Below are 17,699 nucleotides of genomic sequence, written 5' to 3'. Positions count from 1 at the left end.
GTCCGCCGGACGCGGGCGACAAAAACTCAGTGCAGGGCCATGTCGTCCGGCACCTGGATCGGGTCCAGCAGCCGCAGGCCGGCCAGGAAGGGCGCGATCAAGGCAAAGGCCGCCGCCAGCAACAGCCCCCAGCCGATCATCGCCACCGCACCCACCCGCCCATCGGCCAGGCCGGTCAGGGACATGACCAGCAAGGGACTGACAAACTGCCCGCCGAAAAACCCCGCATTGAACAGGCCGGTGCCCTTGCCCCGGTGTTCGAAACTCAAGGTCGACAGCGCCCAGCTGAGTACCGTGGGCAGCGCCAGGCCACCGCCCAGGCCGTTGATCAGTACGGCAATCACCACGGTGCGGTAGTCCACGGCATTGACCAGCAGCAACAGGCCGACCGCGGAAATCAGGAAGGCCAGGGCCAACAGCATGCCCGGTCCGAAACGGCTCAGACGGCGAAAGCACAGGGCACCGACAAACACCGCCGAATGGCCAAGGCCGATCGCCATGCCGATGCGTTGCGGCGAGTCGATCCCGATATGCTCCAGGAGAAACCCGGTCTGGACCGGTACGATGAAGAAGCCCAGCGAGGCCAGCAGGGTCATCAGGCAGATCACCGACAGCGAACGCCACGGGAAACCCTCGCCTTGTGGCCCGGGCCGGACCTGTGCGGCCTCGGTCCGAGCCTGCAGAGGCGCCCTCAACGCCAGGTGCATCAGGGGCGCCAGCAACAGGCCGACGATGTACACCGCAAAGGGTACGCGCCAGCCGTGCTCGCCGATAAGGCCGCCGAGCATGAAAAAGGCGGTGGCCGACAAGGACGTGACAATGGTCTGCCAGGAGAGCAGTTGCACCCGCTCACGGCCGTCGTAGTAGTCGCCGATCAGCGCCGTGCAGCAGGTCATGATCGCTGCCTCCGCCAGTCCCAGTCCCGCCCGGCTGAGCAGGATCGCATCAAGGTCGTCGAGCAGCATGGGCAACGGACCGCAGATGCCATACAGCAGCATCGCCAGTACCAGCAGGCGCTTGCGTCCGAGGCGGTCGGAAACCCACCCGGCGAACGGTGAAAACAGCGCGATCATCAGGGCCGGCAAGGTCAGCACGATCGGCACCAGCACGCCGACATTGACGTTACCGGCAAAATGCCCGGCGATACGCGGCAGCACCGGCGCGATCAGCACGCCACCCAGCACCGGCAGGCAACTGCCGAGCAGCAGCAACACGCCCGATCCGGTCCGGCGTGGAACGGCTTGCGACGAGAGCAGACTCATAGGTTTTTTCCTGTTGTTGTTATCGATGAATCGGACAAAGGCCGTGGTAACAGAAAGTGCGCCAGCGCCGGCAGCAGCACCAGCGCGCCAATCATGTTCAGCAGGAACATGAAGGCCAGCAGAATGCCCATGTCCGCCTGGAACTTGATCGGGGAAAAGGCCCAGGTCGCCACGCCGACCGCCAGGGTCACGCCCGTCAGCATCACCACTTTGCCGGTGAACAGCAGCGCGTGGTAGTAGGCCAGGGACAGGCTCTCGCCGGCCCGCTGGCGCGCCAGCAGGATGCTCATGACATACAACGCGTAATCCACGCCGATGCCCACGCCGAGGGCGATCACCGGCAAGGTGGCGACCTTGACACCGATGCCCAGCCAGACCATCAGGGCCTCGCAGAGAATCGACGTGAGGGCCAGTGGCAGGATCACGCAGACCACCGCCCGCAGCGAACGGAAGGTCAGCAGGCAGAGCAGGATCACCGCGCCATAGACCCACAACAGCATGTCGTGGTTGGCCTGCCTGACGACGATATTGGTGGCCGCCTCGATACCGGCGTTGCCGGCGGCCAGCAGGAAGCGGACCTGCGCGTCGTTGTTGGCCTGGGCGAAGGCCTCTACCTCGTTCACCAGCCGGGTCAGCGTCACGGCCTTGTGATCGCTCAGGTAGGTGTACAGCGTGAGGGTATTGCAGCTCTGGTTGAACAGTTCCCGCGGCGCCCGCCCGGTGATGGAGTTGAGCAGCGCCTGGTTGCGGGTCAGGTCATACCATTTCGGATTGCCCTCGCTCATGCCCACCAGCAGGCTGCGATTGAGACTGGCCAGCGAAGCCGTCGACTCCACGCCAGGCAACTGGCGCAGACGCCACTCCAGGGCGTCGAGGCGCATCAGGGCCGCGTAGTCGGAACAGGTGCCGTCGGGCGTGCGCACGATCACCGCGAACACATCGCTGCTGGCGCCGTAATGGGCGACCATGAAGCCGTTGTCGCGGTTATAGCGCGAATCCGCTCGCAGTTCGGGGGCCCCGGCATCGAGGTCGCCGACCTGCAGTTGCAGGCTGACCCAGTAGCCGCCAACGGCCAGCAGCCCGCTGACCAGCAGTGTCGCCGTCGCCCAGCGACGCCGGGTAAAGCGATCGAGGAACGCCCACAGCGGCTGCTTGCGCCCCTGCTCCGCCAGCGCTTCACTGCGCAGGCTGCGGGCCGCGGCGCGGGGACTGACACCGCAGTAGCTGAGCAGGATCGGCAACAGGATCAGGTTGGTGAACACCAGCACCGCGACACCGATGCTGGCGATCAGCGCCAGGTCCTGGATGACCTTGATATCGATCAGCATCAACACCGCGAAGCCCACGGCATCGCACAGCAGCGCCGTGAGTCCGGCCAGGAACAGCCGGCGAAAGGTGAACCGCGCCGCCACCTGCCGATGCATGCCGCGTCCGATATCCTGCATGATGCCGTTCATCTTCTGCGCGCCGTGGCTCATGCCGATGGCCAGGACCAGGAACGGCACCAGCACCGAGTAGGGATCAAGCTCGAATCCCAGCAAGGCCACCAATCCCAGTTGCCAGGCCACCGCCACCAGCGAACAGCTCATCACCAGCAACGTGCTGCGCAGGCAGCGGGTAAACCCGTAGAGCATCGCCGTGGCGATCAGGATAGCAATGGCGAAGTACAACAGGACCTGTTGCAACCCCTCCATAAGGTCGCCCACCACCTTGACGAAACCGGTGATATGGATCTGCAGGCCCTGGGCCTGGAACTCGCCGCGCAATTGCTCCAGCTGCCGGGAGAGCGCGGCATAGTCCAGGGCCTTGCCGGTGTTCGGATCGCTCTCCATCAGCGGCACGAAGATCAGGCTGGAGCGTGCATCCAGGGCGATGGTCTGGCCGATCTCCCCGGAGCGCGCGGCATTGCGGCGTACGTTTTCCAGGCTGGCCGCCGAACCGTCGTAGTCGTCGGGAATCACTCGTCCGCCTTCCACGCCCTCCTCGGTCACGGCCATCCAGCGCATATTGGGGGTCCACAAGGACTTCATGAAGGGCCGGTCGACGCCGGGCAACAGGAACACCTTGTCGTTGAGGCGTGCCAGCAGATCCAGGTAATGCGCGTCGTAGATGGAATCGCCCGGGGCTTCGACGGCGATGCGCACGGCGTTGCCCAGTCCGGTGAGCTCCTGCTGATTGGCGAGGTAATTGGCAATATAGGGGTGACCCGTGGGAATCATCTTGTCGAAACTGGCGTTGAGCCCGAGGCGGCTGCTGGCGGCCCCCAGCCCCAGGGTCAGCAGCAGGCACAGCCACAGCACCAGGCCACGGTGATTGAACAGCGCACGCTCGATCAGCGAGCCGGAGCGGCTGTCGAAGGTCGCCAGATCATGCTCGGCGGCGCTGAGGCCTGCGACGGGTTTGGAAAGACACGTCATTGCAATTTCACCTGTTCCAGTCGTTTGATACCCCGGGCCCCGACCACGACCCAACGGCCGTCCGGCGCACGGGTCAAGGACGCGACAGCCATGCCCGCCGACGGCGACTGCTCATGCAGCGGCCCGCCTCCTGTAGCGGACAGCAGGCGTCCGGACTGATCGGCCAGCACCACGCCGCCGCTCTCCAGCGACCGCGCCGCCACCAGGCTGCTGCCGAAAGGGTTATCCAACGGCGTCCAGTGCTGTCCCTGGTCGCTGCTGCGCCAGGCGTTGCCGCGCAGGCCGGCCGCCAGCACATCGCCGTCGGCGGCCAGGTTCAAGGTGAAAAAGCTGCCCTCATAGGGGCTGGGCAAGCGCACGAAATGCGCCCCGGCGTCTTCCGACATCAGCACCAGGCCTTGCTCACCGGCGAGATAGATACGCCGGCCCTGGCCGGCAATCGCATACAGATGATTGCCCGCCGGGTTATCCAGGCGATCGACCCAGGACTGCCACGTGACGCCGCCATCCACGGTATGCAGGATCAACCCGAAGGCACCGACCACAGTGCCCTGCCGTTCATCACTGAAATGCACCGCCAGCAACGGTTTGTCGGCACCCTCGGCGACAAGACCCCGGGCCACCTTGAGTTGCCGCTGGTACTGCGGGGTGTCGCCCGACGGGTCCGCCACGGCATCGAGCACCCGTTGCGCAGCCGCATTGCCGTCCAGTTGCACGCTCCAGCTTTCGCCGCCATCGGCGCTATGCAGCACCATCCCCGCATGCCCCACCGCCCAGCCCTGCTCTGCCGTCGGAAAACTCACCGCGGTCAGGCTGACGCTCGTCGGGACGGCCGCCTGGCGCCAGTGCTGGCCGCTGTCATCGGAGAGCAGGATCAGACCGTGCTCGCCCACGGCCACCAGGCGCTGTCCGGCCCGGGCGATATCGATCAGCACCGCCCGGGTCGGTGCACTCACCGACAGGGCCGGGCGCAACAGCACATCGCTGACCGGTGCTTCGCCGGCCCGGGCGGCCAGGCTGATGCCCAACATCCCCAGCGCCAGCCAATGGAAAGGCCCGGTCATCAGCGCACACCGTCGGCCGCCAGGCCGTCCGGGCTGAAGTCGCTGTCGGGAAACGGCTTGACCACTTCGTCATGCACGCGCTTTTCCGTGACCACGTTGTGCGCCATCCAGGCTCCGGTCTGCAGGTCGTACTGACCGTAGAGACCGCGCACCAGCCCCGGCAATTCCGGCATCAGGTAAGGCAGTTGAAAGTAGGTGCGCCAGAGCTTCTGGTTGGCATCCCAGCTGTCGCCCAGCACTGCCATCCAGGTGTCTTCGTCCACATAGAAACGCCGCTTGGGCATGCTGTGACGCTTGCCGGCCACCAGGTTGCCCTCCACCACCCAGACGCGGTGCAGCTCCCAGCGCATGTAGTCGGGATTGAGAAAACGCTCGCCGAGAATCGCCTCGTCCCGCGTCGGTTGCAGGATCATGTTGCTGTTGTAGGGAATCAGCATTTCCTGCTTGCCGACGATCTTCCAGTCGTAGCGATCCAGCGGTCCGGTGAACACCGAGACCTCGTCGAAGTTGGCCACGCCGGAACTGGTCGGGGTCGGCGTGTCATAGGACGACACCGGCAGTTTACGCACCCGCCGCTGGCCCGCCAGGTAGACCCAGGATTGCGGTCCGCCACTGGCATAATCCAGCGGTTCGCGCCCCAGCAACGCCTCGCCCGCCCGCTGCGGTGGCCCGAGGTTGACCAGCCGGGTCATCCAGTAGACGCCCTTGTATTCGGATTTGCCGTTCTCGAAGTAATACGGCATTTCCCGTTGCGCCTGGACGGTGCTGGACAGGATGCGCTGGCCGCTGGCGGTGATGACGTAGACGTTGTAGTCGTTCTTCCAGGCGACTCCGCGCCAGCTCAGGTGATGGTTCCAGATCACCTCGGCGCCGGACTTGGGAATCGGGAACGGGATCCCGCCGCTGGCACCTTCCAGGGTATTGCCTTCATGGGTCAGATGGGCGCTGGTGGCATTCTTCAGGGTATTGTCGTAGACCCACTGCGGCGCCGCCGCCGTGCGCCGGGAAGGATAGACGTCGATCCGGTAGTTGGGGTACTTGGCGAACAGGGCTTTCTGCCCATCGCTGAGCTTGTCGGCGTACTGTGCCAGGTTCTGCGCGGTCACCGAATACATGCGCTTGTCGCTGGCGAAATAGTCCGGGATCCGCGGCCCCGGGCTGATACCGGCCGGGACCTGGTTGAAGCCGTGGTCCCAGGCCGGAATGCTGCCATCGGCATTGCCGGCACGCTCACCGCCCAGGGGCGTCAGGCTGGACCTGAGCAACTGGGCCTCAGTATCGCTGGCCGCCCAGGACGCGGGCGCGACGGCCAGCAGCAGGCCCGACAGCAGCCACGGATGCAAGGAATCGAGTTTCATGAAACGCACCTCTGGTTATTGTTGTTCTGGAGCAGTCGTTCAAAACGAACGCTGGACGGTGAACGCGAGAAAGTCCCGGTCCTTGAGCGGCTGTCCATAGGTGTTGGCGTTGTTCGCGTCGAGAAAGTTGTCGCTGCCGCCGATGTAGTGCGTGTAGTTGAGGCCGGCCTTCCAGGTCTGCAGGTATTCCAGTTGCAGACCGATGCTCAGGTCGCCGCCCTTGTCGCCCACGCCATTGTTGAACTTGCTGATCACCGACGAACGCCCCTTGGGGTTGTAGCCCAGCCCCAGCGGCACACTCAGGTCGACACCGGGATAGACCTGGAAGAAGTTCGGCGTGAAGCTCATGCGCAGGCCCCAGGCATCGCGCTCGCTGTTGGGGTCCAGCGCGGCGGCATTCCTGGTGATGCTGGTGCGCCGATGCCAGGCCACTTCGCCGGCCAGGCTGGCCGAGTCCCAGAAGCCGTTGCTGTTGAACGAGTAGAGGCTCGAGAGTTGCGCATGCAGCGAGTTGCCCACGGCATACAGGGCGTGGCTGTCGTTGTCGCCAAGGCCGCCCGGGTTGGCCTGCGACAGGCTGACCAGCGGTGTATTGCGACGCACCGAGACTTCGCCGGCGACGTTGGCATCGCCGACCGAGGTGCTGAAGCTGGCGCCAAAGGCACTGATCCCTTCGGCGTATACCAGCTGGTACTCACCCAATTGGCCGGTCAGCACGTTCGGTCCGCCACTGTTGGCGCGGGTATAGAGCATCGGGTCCTTGGCGTGATAGCGGATCGCGTACAGGCCAAAATCGGTGTTCCAGTCTTCGGGCGAAAAACGCAGTGACAGCCCGTACTGGCCGCGATCGCTGGCCTTGATGTCCTTGCCGTGGAAGAACGCCAGGGGCTGCCGGTTGGGACCGATGGGCCCGCCGACGATCAGCCGCTCGCCACCTTCGCCGACCACGTCCGAGGTCGAGAAGTAACTGCCCACGGCGGGGATACGGTTCTCTTCCCATTCGAACTGGTAGTAGGCCGCCACGGAAACATTGGGCCGCAACTGGATCTGCCCGGAGAACTGGTTGACCGGGCGGATCAGTTCCTTGAAGGGGGTATTGGGCACCGAGGTGGCCTTGATGATGTCCACCGGTGCCTGCCCGCCGGCGATGCCATTGGCGCCGAAGAACAGGCTCTCGCCCCACAGCACCGTGTGCCGTCCGAGCCGGAAGCTGCCGGGCAGTTCGCCCAGGTTGCCCTTGCCGAAGACAAAGGCATCGAGAATCTCGGCGTCGCTGCCATGCAAGGTGCGGGTGTCATCGGTAAAACGGTCGTAGGCGACCGAGCGCTGGTTGGCGGTGGCCGGCGAATCGTTGTCGTTGCGCCCTTCGTAGACGCTGTCATACCAACCGGCACCGCTGATGCGCGCACCGAAATTGTTGTAGCGCGCATCGAATTCGGACAGCACGTTAAGGCGATTGGAAATCAGGCCCTTGTTGAAGTTGCGGTCGCTGTCGTCCTGGTTGACCGACCCGACCAGCTTGCTGTCACGCTCCTTCAGGCGCCAGGCGGCGTTGTACTTGAGGGTGTTGTCCCAGCGCAGATGCAGGTCGGAATCACCGGTATCGATCTCAAACGCCGTCGCATGGGGCGCGACACTGATGGCGGCGAACGCCGCAGCCATGGCAGCCAGCTGCCGGGGCGGCCGAGCGCCCGTCAAACTCTTGCGGTTCATCATGCCAACCTCTGACTTGTTATTTTTGTCGTGAAAGGTCTTTGCGAACCTGCATTCCCTGCAGTTCTCGAGGCGATGATAGGGAGCGCGGAGGAATCCGAACAATCGATTATCGGGATGCCATCCATCTAAAAAAAGTGATACAAAGCGGCGTGTTCAAGCGGAGGAATACCGATGCGCTTTCATCACCTGGACCTGAACCTGCTGGTGGTTCTCGATACCCTGCTCACCGAACAGAACATCACCCGCGCGGCCTCGCGCCTGAATGTCAGCCAGTCGGCCGCCAGCGGCCTGCTGGCACGGCTGCGGGAGTATTTCGACGATGAGTTGCTGGTCCAGGTGGGACGCAAGATGCTGCCGACGCCCCTGGCCCAGGGACTGGCCGAACCGGTGCGGCGGGTGCTGCTGGATATCCAGTCGAGCATCGTCAACAAACCCGAATTCGATCCGTTGACCTGCAAGCGGCATTTCAAGCTCATCGCCACCGACTTTGTCACCACGGTGATCCTCAGCCCGCTGGCGCAGCGTCTGCAACAGCGCGCGCCGCACATCTCCATCGACATCCAGCCGGCCGCCGACAACTACAACCAGATGCTGACCCAGGGCGAAGTCGACTTCGTGATCATGCCGGACCTCTATCTGTCGGACCTGCACGCCAAGGAACTGCTGTTCGAAGATGACTACCAGTGCGTGGTCTGGCGCGACAACCCGCTGGTGGGCGAGACATTGAGCCTGGAGCAGTACCTGCAGCTGGGCCATGTCGCCGTCAACTTCGGCAACAACCGCGAGCCGAGCCTGGGAGAACGGACCCTGCTGCGCTACGGCAAGGCCCGCCGGGTGGAACTGACCACCAGCAGTTTCAATACCGTGCCGCACCTGTTGGTGGGGACCCACCGCATTGCGGTGATGCACCGGAGCCTGGCGACCCTGTACGCCGGTTTCCTGCCCCTGAAAATACTGCCGCTGCCCTTCGAATTCCCGTCCCTGCGCGAATTCACCTTGTGGAACAAGATCCTCGACAACGATCCGGCCCACCGCTGGATGCGCTACCTGCTCCAGGAAGTGGCCGCGCAATATTTCCAGTCCGTGACGCCGGGGCTAGGCGAGAGCCGGCCAGTGTAAAGATTGCCTCGATATCCCGGGCGATGACTCAGCGCAGACTCACCTGACGCACGAGAAGGCAACCCTGCGGCAAACGGCTCGCGAAAGGAAGTTGCCGGTCACGATCAGCACCGTGGCGCCGTGGTGCCGAGGTGGACCTGCTACTGCGGCAGCGCGACACCTGACAATTCAGCGCAGGCCGAGAGAAAGCGCTCCTGCACCTTGAAATCCTGGGCCGCTTTCATCGCCGTGGCGGGTCGCTGGTGGTAGAAATAGCCACCGGTCACCTGGGTCTCGGGTTCAATGCCGGCGGCCAGCCAGGCTTGCGTGCGCGGCGCCAGGTCGAGGTCATCCGGGGCATCGGGCCCGCCCATCTTCGTCGGGACCCAGCCAGGCTCGAGGCTGTTGGACAGCACATCGGGCCAGCGGCGGGCCACCGCGAGGGCCAGCAACACGTTGTGCAGCTTGGAGTCGGAATACGCCTGGGTGCCGTTCCACGGGCGCTTCTTCCAGGTCAGGTCCTTCAGCGACGGGTCGCCACAGCAATGCAGCCGCGAACTGACATAGACCAGTCGCTCCGGGCGATTCACCAGTGCCGTCAGGATGTAGGGGGCCAGTGCGTTGATCGCGAAGACATGCGGCAGACCGTCGACGGTGGCAAGGCGCCTGGGCTCCTGGTAGCCGACCGCGGCGTTATGGATGATGGCGTCGAAGTCTCCGAGTGCATTGATACGCCCGGCCAATGCCTTGGTTTCGGCGATGCTCGACAGGTCGGCGCAGAGTACCGTTTCGGCACCCGGCACCTGTGCCAGGGCATGTGTCCCACGCGCCTCGTTGCGAGCGTGCAGCACGACCCTGTGGCCCTGCTCCACAAGCAATCGTGCGGCCATCTGGCCGAGTCCGTCGGAAGAACCGGTGATCAGGATGCGTGCCATGTTCATTACTCCTCTGTGTACGAATTCAGCAGTGTTCCGGTGCGGGGCAGCGGTACAGGAGCAATTCTGGAGTTCCGGTCATGGACTTGCGATAGCATGAAAGACATATTACTGATGCTGGCGAGTCACCAATGATTACCGGGCAAACAGCTTGACCACGCTGGTCATGTTGAGCTCACCCAGGCCTTGTTGACTGGCCGAGCTGAACACCTGGCGCGCCGCCTCGATGGTCGGCGCAGCCGCCGCGCCGCCCGCCGCGCTCACCGCGTAGCCAAAGTCCTTTTCGATCAGGGCCACCGGGAACTGCGGCGCGAAATTGCCGGCCGTCATCGACGCCGCGCTGCGTTGGGACGCGATGCTGGAGACAGACGTGGCGCCGACCGCCTCGAACGCCTTGCCCAGGTCCACGCCATGGGCGCCAAGGATGCCGAAGAGCTCGGCCAGGGTGGTCACTTGCACGCCGAGCAGCGCATTGGTCGCCAGCTTGACCAGCGCGCCGGCACCCAGTGCACCGACATGATGAATCGAAGAACCCATGGCCTGCAGGACTTCCCGGGCAGCCTCAACCGCGGCGGCTTCGCCACCGACCAGAAACACCAATTGCCCGGCCTCGGCCTGGGGACGCGAACCGGAGACCGGCGCATCGATCAGCGACAATCCCCTGGCCCGTGCCGCCTGCCCCAGGTCCAGCACCCACTCGTGGGAAACCGTGGAGCTTTCAATGGCGATGCTCGAAGCGTTCATCCCGGCAAACGCCCCGTGTTGCGGGTGCAGCCAGACATCACCCGATGCCGCGTCATCGCGCACCATGCTCAGGACGATGGCGGCGCCCGTCGCGGCCTCTTTCGGCGTCGCGGCAAAAGATGCGCCGGCCGCGACCAGTTCTTCGGCCGCCTTCTCGGTGCGGTTCCAGACGGTGACGGTGTGCCCGGCCCGCAGGAGGTTCAACGCCATGCGCGAGCCCATGGCCCCAAGGCCCAATACAGCGATAGTGGTCATTACCTGATCTCCGATGTTTGCTGGACGCCAGTTCCCTGGAGCCTCTGCATCAGTACGGTTGAAGTTTCCCGGATATGGTGGGTGATCAACTCGACGGCGGCGTTCGCATCCTTGGCCAACGCGGCATCGCGCAGCGCCTGGTGTTCACCGTCGAGGTTCCTGGAGGCGGCCGTCATGGCCACCGACAACGCCCGATAACGCGAATATTGCTCGAACAGCATGGTGCGCATGCGCAGCAGCCAGATGTTGGGACAGGCGCTGACCAGGGCCTCATGAAACGTCTTGTGGACGTCGTGCCAGGCCCTGGCGTCGTAGTGACTGCCGGAGTCGGGACCGGCCGCCCTGGAGAGTCCGTGGTAAGCCGACACCAACCGTGTCTCCCAGGCGACATCGCCGTTTTCGATGGAGTGGCGCAGGCAGCTGCCCTCCATCTCGATGCGCGCCTGTGTCAGGTCGGCCAGATCGTCAAGGGAGACCGGCGCAATGCGAAAGCCCTTTTGTGGCTCCGCGATCACCAGTTCCTCGGCGGTCAACCGCGACAGCGCCTCGCGCACCGCGCCACCGCTGGCCTGGTAGTGCTCGGCCAGTTCCTTGACGTTCACCCGGTTGCCCGGCTGCAGCACGCAGGACAAGACGTCCTTGCGCAGCTGTTCGTAAGTCGCCTGGGTCAGGCTTTTCGCTGGGCTTTCTACAGACATGGAACCTGGGCTCTCGACGAGTGGGCAATCTTCTTTATTGCATAAAATATATTTTTATCCATAAACTGGATTTTAGCAAGCACCCGTCACCCCACCCTGCAACTGACAGTCGAGGTAATTCATGAAGCTTTGCCGTTTTGGCCTGCCCGGCCAGGAGCGTCCCGGCCTGATAGACGCCGAGGGACGCATCCGCGATCTCTCGGCGCATGTCGTCGATATCGACCCCGCGGTACTTTCCCCGCAATCACTGGAGGCCCTCGCCAGGCTGGATATCAGCGCATTGCCACTGGTGGAGCCGGGTGTCCGTTATGCAACCCCCGTGGCCCAGGTGCGCAAATTCATCGCCATCGGGCTGAACTACCGCGATCACGCCGAGGAAGCGGGCATGGCGATCCCCGCCGAACCGATCATCTTTCACAAGGCCATCAGTTGCCTCAGCGGGCCGAATGACGACATCGTCCAGCCGCCCCACTCCACCCAACTGGACTGGGAACTCGAATTGGGCGTGGTCATCGGCAGCGAAGCCCGCTATGTATCCGAGACCGAGGCGCTGGACCATGTGGCCGGCTACTGCGTGGTCAATGACGTTTCCGAGCGGGCCTTCCAGCTGCAATCCACGCAGTGGGACAAGGGCAAGGGTTGCGATACCTTCGGTCCGGTCGGTCCCTGGCTGGTGACCCGCGATGAAATTGCCGATCCCCAGGATCTGCGCATGGGGCTTGAGCTCAACGGCGAGCGGCGCCAGACCGGTCATTCGAAAACCATGATCTTCAGCGTCGCGCAGATCGTCTCCTACTGCAGCCGCTACATGACCTTGCAGCCCGGCGACGTGATCTGCACCGGCACACCGCCCGGCGTGGCCATGGGCATGAAACCCGAGCCCCGCTGGCTGCAACCCGGTGATGAACTGCACCTCTGGATCGAAGGGCTGGGCGAGCAACGTCAGCGCGTGGTTCGCGCCTGATCCGGCAGTCGCCCGCCGGCCCCGCAAACGCTGGACAGTTTTCCTCTGAAATGGCTGTATTGCACAACCATTTCAGAGGAGACCGTCAGATGAGCAGCGATCCATCCCTGGTCACAACGATCCGGCCCACCGCTGGATGCGCTACCTGCTCCAGGAAGTGGCCACGCGATATTTCCAGTCCGTGACACCGGCACCTACACCATCGGCACCGCAATGAGCAGGATCGCGCTGCCGTGGGTCGCCGTCGAGGCCACGACCCCGTAACGCATGCGCACCAGCGCGCAGGCCAGCCCTTCGAGCAGGGTAAAGAGCAGTACCGGCCAGCCGAGCCGGGTGACGGTCAGGGCGAGGAACGAATGGCAGGCCGAGAACGCCACGGCACTGATCAGCGCCGCTCGCAACGCCGTCACATGCTGTTCGAGATAGCCCTGCAGAAAACCGCGAAACAGCACTTCTTCCAGGGCGTTGGCCCCATAGGCCAGCACCGCCATGCCGATCAGCCAGTGCCAGTAACCCGGGATCGCCACGGCTTCGATCTCCTGGTAGAAGCGCAGCGGCAAGCCGATCAGGCAGCCGGCCGCGATCCCCACAGCCAGGCCTGCGGCTCGATTGCCCTTGAAGACCACCAGCAGTCGCCACAGCTCGGGCGCCAGACGCGCGAGCAGGCCAACCAGCCCCAGCGACAAGGCCCCCAGCACCACCAGTACCCACGGATTGGCGATAAATCCGATCTGCAAGCCGGCGCTGAGCGACCACAGGCCCAGCGGCGTCATCGCATCGCGCATCAACACGAAGGCCAGCAGCAGGACCACGATACGCAGGCCCGGCAGGCTCCCGGGTATCAGGCCGAACCAGAGGCCACAGAGAACCAGGCCCGGAATCAGGTAGATCCCATAGTCGAGCAGTACGGCAAGACCCTCGTAGAACATTCGGCTATCCCTGGCGTCGGTGTTGGGCGAGAGCCCGCCAGTGTAAACGATTGCCTCGATGCGCGACGCTGCCGCCACTCCCCCCGCCTGCCCCGGTAACGCTGGACAGCTTTTCTCCGAAATGGTTGTATTGCACAACCATTTAAGAGGAGGCCGTCAGATGAGCAGCGATCCATCCCTGGTCGAAGCGATTCGCTCCGCCTCGCGGACCATGGTCCGCGAGTTGGGCTTCATGCGGGCCACCTTGGCCGGCACCGACTATTCGGCATCGGCGGTCCATGCGCTGCTGGAGATCGAGGCTGCCGGCGCGATGACCGCGGCCCGGCTGGTCCAGGTGCTGGGCCTGGAGAAATCCAGTGTCAGTCGGATGATGGGCAAGCTCATCGACGCCGGCGAACTGCGGGAAGCCGTCAGTGACGAAGATGCCCGCGCCAAGCAACTGTTGCTGACCGGGCAAGGCCGGCAGACCGTCGCCCATATCCACCGCCATGGTCGCCAGCAGGTCATGTCGGCACTGGAGCACCTGAACCCGTCAGAGCAGCAAGCCGTCGCCCAGGGCCTGGCGGCCTACGCCCGGGCGCTCGGCGCATTCCGCCTGGACAACGGCGGGGCCGCGCCCCGTCCAATCACCCTCAGCTCGGGCTACAGGCCGGGCCTGCTGGGACGCGTGGCTGAAATGCATGCGGCCTTCTACTCCCGACATTCCGGCTTCGGGCAGTTCTTCGAAAGCCAGGTCGCCCAGGGCGTTGCCGAGTTTGCCGGGCGCCTGGAGCAGCCCTGCAACGAAGTGTGGGTGGCCCTGCACAACGAACGTATCGTCGGCTCGATCGCCATTGACGGGCAGGACCTCGGCAACAACGAAGCCCACCTGCGCTGGTTTATCCTGGACGACGGCTGCCGGGGCAGCGGGATCGGCCGGCAGTTGCTCGGTGAAGCCCTGGCCTTCTGCGACCGCTTCGGTTTCGCCGCCACCCGCCTCTGGACGTTCAAGGGCCTCGATGCCGCACGACGGCTCTACGAAGCCCATGGCTTCCAACTGACCCAGGAAGAACCGGGCAGCCAGTGGGGAAGCACGGTCACCGAACAGCAGTTCACCCGCTACCCGATCCCAGTAGCATCCCGATAGCGCCCGGCCCTGCGAAAATTCCGCTCCAGGGCTTACAATCGAGGGACTTCACCGCACACCAGACAGGCTAGTCCGTATATGGCGCTCGACCCTCCCACGTTGTTGACCCTCTCGATCGCCCTGGCCGCCGCCGCCGCGCTGTACCTGGCCATCGAATGGCGCAGCATTCGTGAACCCTCGCTGTTGTTCTGGAGTGCCGGGTTTGCAACGATCACCGTGGGATCGACCCTCGCCCTGCTGCGCGGCAGCGGCCTCCTGCTGATCGGCATCTGGTTCGCCAACGGCCTGCTGGTGATCGCCCACGGGCTCTTCCTGATGGGGGTCGCACGCTTTACGCAAGCACGCCTGTCCCGTGCCTGGTACCTGGTCTTCGCTGTCTGGCTGGCCCTGCTGTTGTTGCCGGAAGAGCCGTCCTGGTCGAAAGTCATGTTGCTGGTCAACTCGCTGCTGGTCGCGCTGTTGACGCTCAGGGCCAGCTTCCTGCTGCGCCCCCATGGCCGATCCCTGAGCGTGGGGGCGGTCCAACTGCGTTATGTCCTGCTGGTTCATGGGCTGTTCTATCTCGCCAAGGCGATCTCGGCGGTCATTCCGGGCACCCTGATCGATCTGGCCGCCTTCCGGGGCGAGATCATCCAGATTTCGCTGGTCGAGGGGGCGATGGCGATCATGCTGATTGCGCTGTCGATGACCGGCACCGAGCGTTACCGGCGGGAGAAGCGCATCGCGCGACTGGCGGCCCGTGACCCGTTGACCGCGCTGTACAACCGCCGCGCCCTCGAAGTGCGCGCACCGCGCCTGCTGAATGAGGTATCCGGGGCTCGGCCGGGCGCCTTGCTGCTGATCGATATCGACAACTTCAAGCTGGTCAACGACCTGTATGGCCATACCGCGGGCGACCGACTGCTGGTCACGCTGAGCGAGATGATTCTTTCGGCGTTGCCCGACGGTGCGCTGGCGGCGCGCCTGGGCGGTGACGAATTCGTCATCCTGCTGGGCAACGCCTCGAATGAACGCATCGTCGAACTGGGCAGCAGGCTGCGGGAGCAGTTCCACCAGACAGCCTCACAGACCTTCGCCACGCCCGCGGCGGTCACCCTGAGCATCGGCGCCAACCTGTTCGACCAGCCGCCCGCCAGCCTGACGGCCCTGATCGAGCAAAGCGACGCTGCGCTCTATGAATCCAAGCGTGGCGGCCGTGACCGCATTCGCCTGGTCGACCAGACGCTGGCGAGCAGCGGATTGCTGCGCACGCTCTGACTCGCTGCCAGCGGGAAGGGCTGCGCCGGCTCTGCGTCCTGCGAATGCGCGTCAGGCAAAACGCGCCTGGTCAAGGTCCGCGATCAGCCCCGGGCCCGTCGGATGCCAGTCCAGGCGGCTTTGTGTCAGGACGCTGGACGCTGGCATATCCAGGCCGACGAACATCTCCAGCCAGCCAAAATGCGTCACCGCCTCCAGGGCCGTGATCGACACCACCGGCACCTTCAGACCCCGGCCAATCGACTCGGCTATTTCGCGGCTGCTGACCCCTTCTTCGCCGACAGCGTGATAACGCGCGCCCGGCTCGCCTTTCTCCAGGGCCAGCCGGTAAAGGCGCGCCACATCCAGGAGATGACAGGCCGCCCAGCGGTTGCGCCCCGCTTCCACATAGGCCGAGACGCCCTTTTCGCGAGCGACGGCAACAAGGGGGGTGATCAACCCCTGCCGGAATGGATTGTGGACCTGCGGCAAGCGCACCACCGAGATATTGAGACCGGCGTCCAACAGCACATTTACAGTCAGTTCGGACCCGGTGCGCGGATTGGCGTGGCGGGTATTGCAGACGTCCTCGGTCGCCAGTTGACCGGGCGCAGCACTGCCCAGCGATGCCACGGAGGTGATGATCAGGGGACGGTCGGAACCGGACAGGGCCGAGCCCAGGGCCTCGATCGCTCGCCGGTCCTTGGCGCAATTGGCGGCAAACCTCGAAAAATCGTGATCGAACGCCGCATGAATCACGCCATCGGCTTCAGCGGCACCGGCACGTAGGCTCTCGGGGTCCTCCAGATCACCACGGTGCACCTGGGCCCCCGCCTCGATAAGCGCTTGTGCCCCGGCCTCCGAACGGGCCATGCCCGTGACCTCGTGCCCGGCCCGGATCAATTCGGGGACAAGGGCCGAACCGATAAAGCCGGTCGCACCGGTGAGAAATATTCGCATGACAGCTCTCCTGGGTGGTTTCCCATTCACTATCGGAGCATTCTTTATCCCGTTAAAGTAGTGACGTTATCCTATTAAAATGACTAACAGGTTCCCCGATGCCCGTCAGTGCAAGCAGTTCTCTCGGCGAATTCCTGAGAAACCGGCGAACCCGCCTCGATCCGGCAAGCCTGGGATACTCCGGACGCAGGCGCACTCCCGGACTGCGAAGGGAAGAAGTTGCCCAGCGCGCCAACATCAGCCCGACCTGGTACACCTGGCTGGAGCAAGGCCGTGGTGGCGCACCATCCGCCGCCGTGCTGAACCGGATATCCGGGGCCCTGATGCTGACGGATTCGGAACGCGAGCACCTGTTCATGCTGGCGCTGGGACGACTGCCCGAAGTTCGCTATACACCCGTCGAGGGTATCAATCCCAGGCTTCAGCGCCTGCTCGATGCATTTCCCGCCAGCCCGGCGATCATAAAGAGCGCCACCTGGGATGTGATCGCCTGGAACCGTGCCGCCGCCGTCGTGCTGACCGACTACGGCACGCTACCCGTCGGCCAGCGCAATATCCTGCGGTTCCTGTTTTGCAATCCGGCAGTGCGCGCCAAACAGCATGACTGGGCGAGCGTCGCCCGTTTCGTAGTGGGTGCGTTCAGGGCGGATGTGGCGCGAGCCGGGCTGGCCTCCGAGGCCGGTGAACTGGTGGACGAGCTTTGCAGTATCAGTGCGGAGTTCGCCGACCTGTGGCATCACCACGAGGTGCATGGTCACGGCGACGCAGAAACCGTCAAGCGCCTGCTGCACCCTGAGTTGGGACCGATCGAGCTGGAGTACTCGGCGTTTTCCATCGATGGCCGGCCGGACCTGGGAATGATCGTCTACACCCCAGTCGATCGCACGACGGCCGAAAAGATCATGGGGCTGATCGACCGGGCCCGGACAAACTGAAA

The 17,699-nt window shown here is 64.3% G+C and carries 15 protein-coding genes; 5 read left to right on the top strand and 10 right to left on the bottom strand.

The window, feature by feature from the left end; genetic code table 11:
* Positions 1 to 26: 26 nt before the first annotated feature.
* The 5 genes from KI243_RS14480 to KI243_RS14460 are packed head-to-tail and all read right to left on the bottom strand — an operon-like array spanning position 27 to position 7,814.
* Entirely contained in the window at positions 27 to 1,262 is a 1,236-nt protein-coding gene (locus KI243_RS14480) for an MFS transporter (RefSeq protein ID WP_212811059.1), read from the bottom strand.
* Positions 1,259 to 3,679, bottom strand: coding sequence for an MMPL family transporter (locus KI243_RS14475; protein WP_212811058.1), 2,421 nt, complete (start codon positions 3,677 to 3,679; stop codon positions 1,259 to 1,261). The genes KI243_RS14480 and KI243_RS14475 overlap by 4 nt, the downstream gene beginning before the upstream one ends.
* Complete coding sequence (locus KI243_RS14470; protein ID WP_212811057.1) at positions 3,676 to 4,743, bottom strand: YCF48-related protein; 1,068 nt, start codon at positions 4,741 to 4,743, stop codon at positions 3,676 to 3,678. The genes KI243_RS14475 and KI243_RS14470 overlap by 4 nt, the downstream gene beginning before the upstream one ends.
* Positions 4,743 to 6,101: a DUF1329 domain-containing protein gene (locus KI243_RS14465; RefSeq protein ID WP_177118944.1), complete on the bottom strand. Its 1,359-nt coding sequence runs from the start codon at positions 6,099 to 6,101 to the stop codon at positions 4,743 to 4,745. Before KI243_RS14465 ends, KI243_RS14470 begins: the two co-directional genes overlap by 1 nt.
* 39 nt (positions 6,102 to 6,140) lie before the next feature.
* The gene (locus KI243_RS14460) at positions 6,141 to 7,814 is read right to left on the bottom strand and encodes a DUF1302 domain-containing protein (RefSeq protein WP_244861864.1); all 1,674 of its coding nucleotides are present in this window, start codon (positions 7,812 to 7,814) and stop codon (positions 6,141 to 6,143) included.
* 174 nt (positions 7,815 to 7,988) lie between these two features.
* Between KI243_RS14460 and KI243_RS14455 the strand changes: the two genes are divergently transcribed.
* On the top strand, positions 7,989 to 8,936 hold the full coding sequence (locus tag KI243_RS14455; RefSeq protein ID WP_177118943.1) for a LysR family transcriptional regulator: 948 nt from the start codon (positions 7,989 to 7,991) through the stop codon (positions 8,934 to 8,936).
* A 140-nt stretch (positions 8,937 to 9,076) separates the two neighbouring features.
* Here KI243_RS14455 and KI243_RS14450 read toward each other — a convergent pair whose 3' ends face one another.
* The 3 genes from KI243_RS14450 to KI243_RS14440 form a co-directional block, all read right to left on the bottom strand.
* Entirely contained in the window at positions 9,077 to 9,850 is a 774-nt protein-coding gene (locus tag KI243_RS14450) for an SDR family NAD(P)-dependent oxidoreductase (protein WP_177118942.1), read from the bottom strand.
* Between the two features lie 135 nt (positions 9,851 to 9,985).
* Complete coding sequence (locus KI243_RS14445) at positions 9,986 to 10,849, bottom strand: NAD(P)-dependent oxidoreductase (RefSeq protein WP_177130975.1); 864 nt, start codon at positions 10,847 to 10,849, stop codon at positions 9,986 to 9,988.
* Positions 10,849 to 11,547, bottom strand: coding sequence for an FCD domain-containing protein (locus tag KI243_RS14440; RefSeq protein ID WP_212811056.1), 699 nt, complete (start codon positions 11,545 to 11,547; stop codon positions 10,849 to 10,851). The genes KI243_RS14445 and KI243_RS14440 overlap by 1 nt, the downstream gene beginning before the upstream one ends.
* Before the next feature lie 121 nt (positions 11,548 to 11,668).
* Here KI243_RS14440 and KI243_RS14435 point away from each other — a divergent pair, with 121 nt between their 5' ends.
* Positions 11,669 to 12,511, top strand: a complete 843-nt coding sequence (locus KI243_RS14435) for a fumarylacetoacetate hydrolase family protein (protein ID WP_017127478.1) — start codon at positions 11,669 to 11,671, stop codon at positions 12,509 to 12,511.
* A 194-nt stretch (positions 12,512 to 12,705) separates the two neighbouring features.
* On the opposite strand, the gene KI243_RS14430 is transcribed toward KI243_RS14435, so the two are convergent.
* Positions 12,706 to 13,440, bottom strand: coding sequence for a CPBP family intramembrane glutamic endopeptidase (locus KI243_RS14430; RefSeq protein WP_212811055.1), 735 nt, complete (start codon positions 13,438 to 13,440; stop codon positions 12,706 to 12,708).
* 160 nt (positions 13,441 to 13,600) lie between these two features.
* On the opposite strand from KI243_RS14430, the gene KI243_RS14425 reads away from it, so the two are divergent.
* Positions 13,601 to 14,566, top strand: a complete 966-nt coding sequence (locus KI243_RS14425) for a helix-turn-helix domain-containing GNAT family N-acetyltransferase (protein ID WP_177082153.1) — start codon at positions 13,601 to 13,603, stop codon at positions 14,564 to 14,566.
* A 78-nt stretch (positions 14,567 to 14,644) separates the two neighbouring features.
* Positions 14,645 to 15,823 carry a GGDEF domain-containing protein gene (locus tag KI243_RS14420; RefSeq protein WP_212811054.1) on the top strand — a complete coding sequence of 393 codons (1,179 nt, stop codon included), beginning with the start codon at positions 14,645 to 14,647 and terminating at the stop codon, positions 15,821 to 15,823.
* Between the two features lie 51 nt (positions 15,824 to 15,874).
* On the opposite strand, the gene KI243_RS14415 is transcribed toward KI243_RS14420, so the two are convergent.
* On the bottom strand, positions 15,875 to 16,762 hold the full coding sequence (locus tag KI243_RS14415) for an SDR family oxidoreductase (RefSeq protein ID WP_212811053.1): 888 nt from the start codon (positions 16,760 to 16,762) through the stop codon (positions 15,875 to 15,877).
* A 98-nt stretch (positions 16,763 to 16,860) separates the two neighbouring features.
* Between KI243_RS14415 and KI243_RS14410 the strand changes: the two genes are divergently transcribed.
* Positions 16,861 to 17,697 carry a helix-turn-helix transcriptional regulator gene (locus KI243_RS14410; protein ID WP_212811052.1) on the top strand — a complete coding sequence of 279 codons (837 nt, stop codon included), beginning with the start codon at positions 16,861 to 16,863 and terminating at the stop codon, positions 17,695 to 17,697.
* The last annotated feature ends 2 nt before the right edge of the window (positions 17,698 to 17,699 follow it).

The organism is Pseudomonas sp. Ost2 (assembly GCF_018326065.1).
Lineage (GTDB): Bacteria > Pseudomonadota > Gammaproteobacteria > Pseudomonadales > Pseudomonadaceae > Aquipseudomonas > Aquipseudomonas gingeri.
This window is presented reverse-complemented; position numbering and strand designations above follow the sequence as displayed.

Bases quoted from the DNA above. Each gene is read 5' to 3' on its own strand.
- KI243_RS14480 (WP_212811059.1), bottom strand. From the start codon at position 1,262: ATGAGTCTGCTCTCGTCGCAAGCCGTTCCACGCCGGACCGGATCGGGC.
- KI243_RS14475 (WP_212811058.1), bottom strand. From the start codon at position 3,679: ATGACGTGTCTTTCCAAACCCGTCGCAGGCCTCAGCGCCGCCGAGCAT.
- KI243_RS14470 (WP_212811057.1), bottom strand. From the start codon at position 4,743: ATGACCGGGCCTTTCCATTGGCTGGCGCTGGGGATGTTGGGCATCAGC.
- KI243_RS14465 (WP_177118944.1), bottom strand. From the start codon at position 6,101: ATGAAACTCGATTCCTTGCATCCGTGGCTGCTGTCGGGCCTGCTGCTG.
- KI243_RS14460 (WP_244861864.1), bottom strand. From the start codon at position 7,814: ATGAACCGCAAGAGTTTGACGGGCGCTCGGCCGCCCCGGCAGCTGGCT.
- KI243_RS14455 (WP_177118943.1), top strand. From the start codon at position 7,989: ATGCGCTTTCATCACCTGGACCTGAACCTGCTGGTGGTTCTCGATACC.
- KI243_RS14450 (WP_177118942.1), bottom strand. From the start codon at position 9,850: ATGGCACGCATCCTGATCACCGGTTCTTCCGACGGACTCGGCCAGATG.
- KI243_RS14445 (WP_177130975.1), bottom strand. From the start codon at position 10,849: ATGACCACTATCGCTGTATTGGGCCTTGGGGCCATGGGCTCGCGCATG.
- KI243_RS14440 (WP_212811056.1), bottom strand. From the start codon at position 11,547: ATGTCTGTAGAAAGCCCAGCGAAAAGCCTGACCCAGGCGACTTACGAA.
- KI243_RS14435 (WP_017127478.1), top strand. From the start codon at position 11,669: ATGAAGCTTTGCCGTTTTGGCCTGCCCGGCCAGGAGCGTCCCGGCCTG.
- KI243_RS14430 (WP_212811055.1), bottom strand. From the start codon at position 13,440: ATGTTCTACGAGGGTCTTGCCGTACTGCTCGACTATGGGATCTACCTG.
- KI243_RS14425 (WP_177082153.1), top strand. From the start codon at position 13,601: ATGAGCAGCGATCCATCCCTGGTCGAAGCGATTCGCTCCGCCTCGCGG.
- KI243_RS14420 (WP_212811054.1), top strand. From the start codon at position 14,645: ATGGCGCTCGACCCTCCCACGTTGTTGACCCTCTCGATCGCCCTGGCC.
- KI243_RS14415 (WP_212811053.1), bottom strand. From the start codon at position 16,762: ATGCGAATATTTCTCACCGGTGCGACCGGCTTTATCGGTTCGGCCCTT.
- KI243_RS14410 (WP_212811052.1), top strand. From the start codon at position 16,861: ATGCCCGTCAGTGCAAGCAGTTCTCTCGGCGAATTCCTGAGAAACCGG.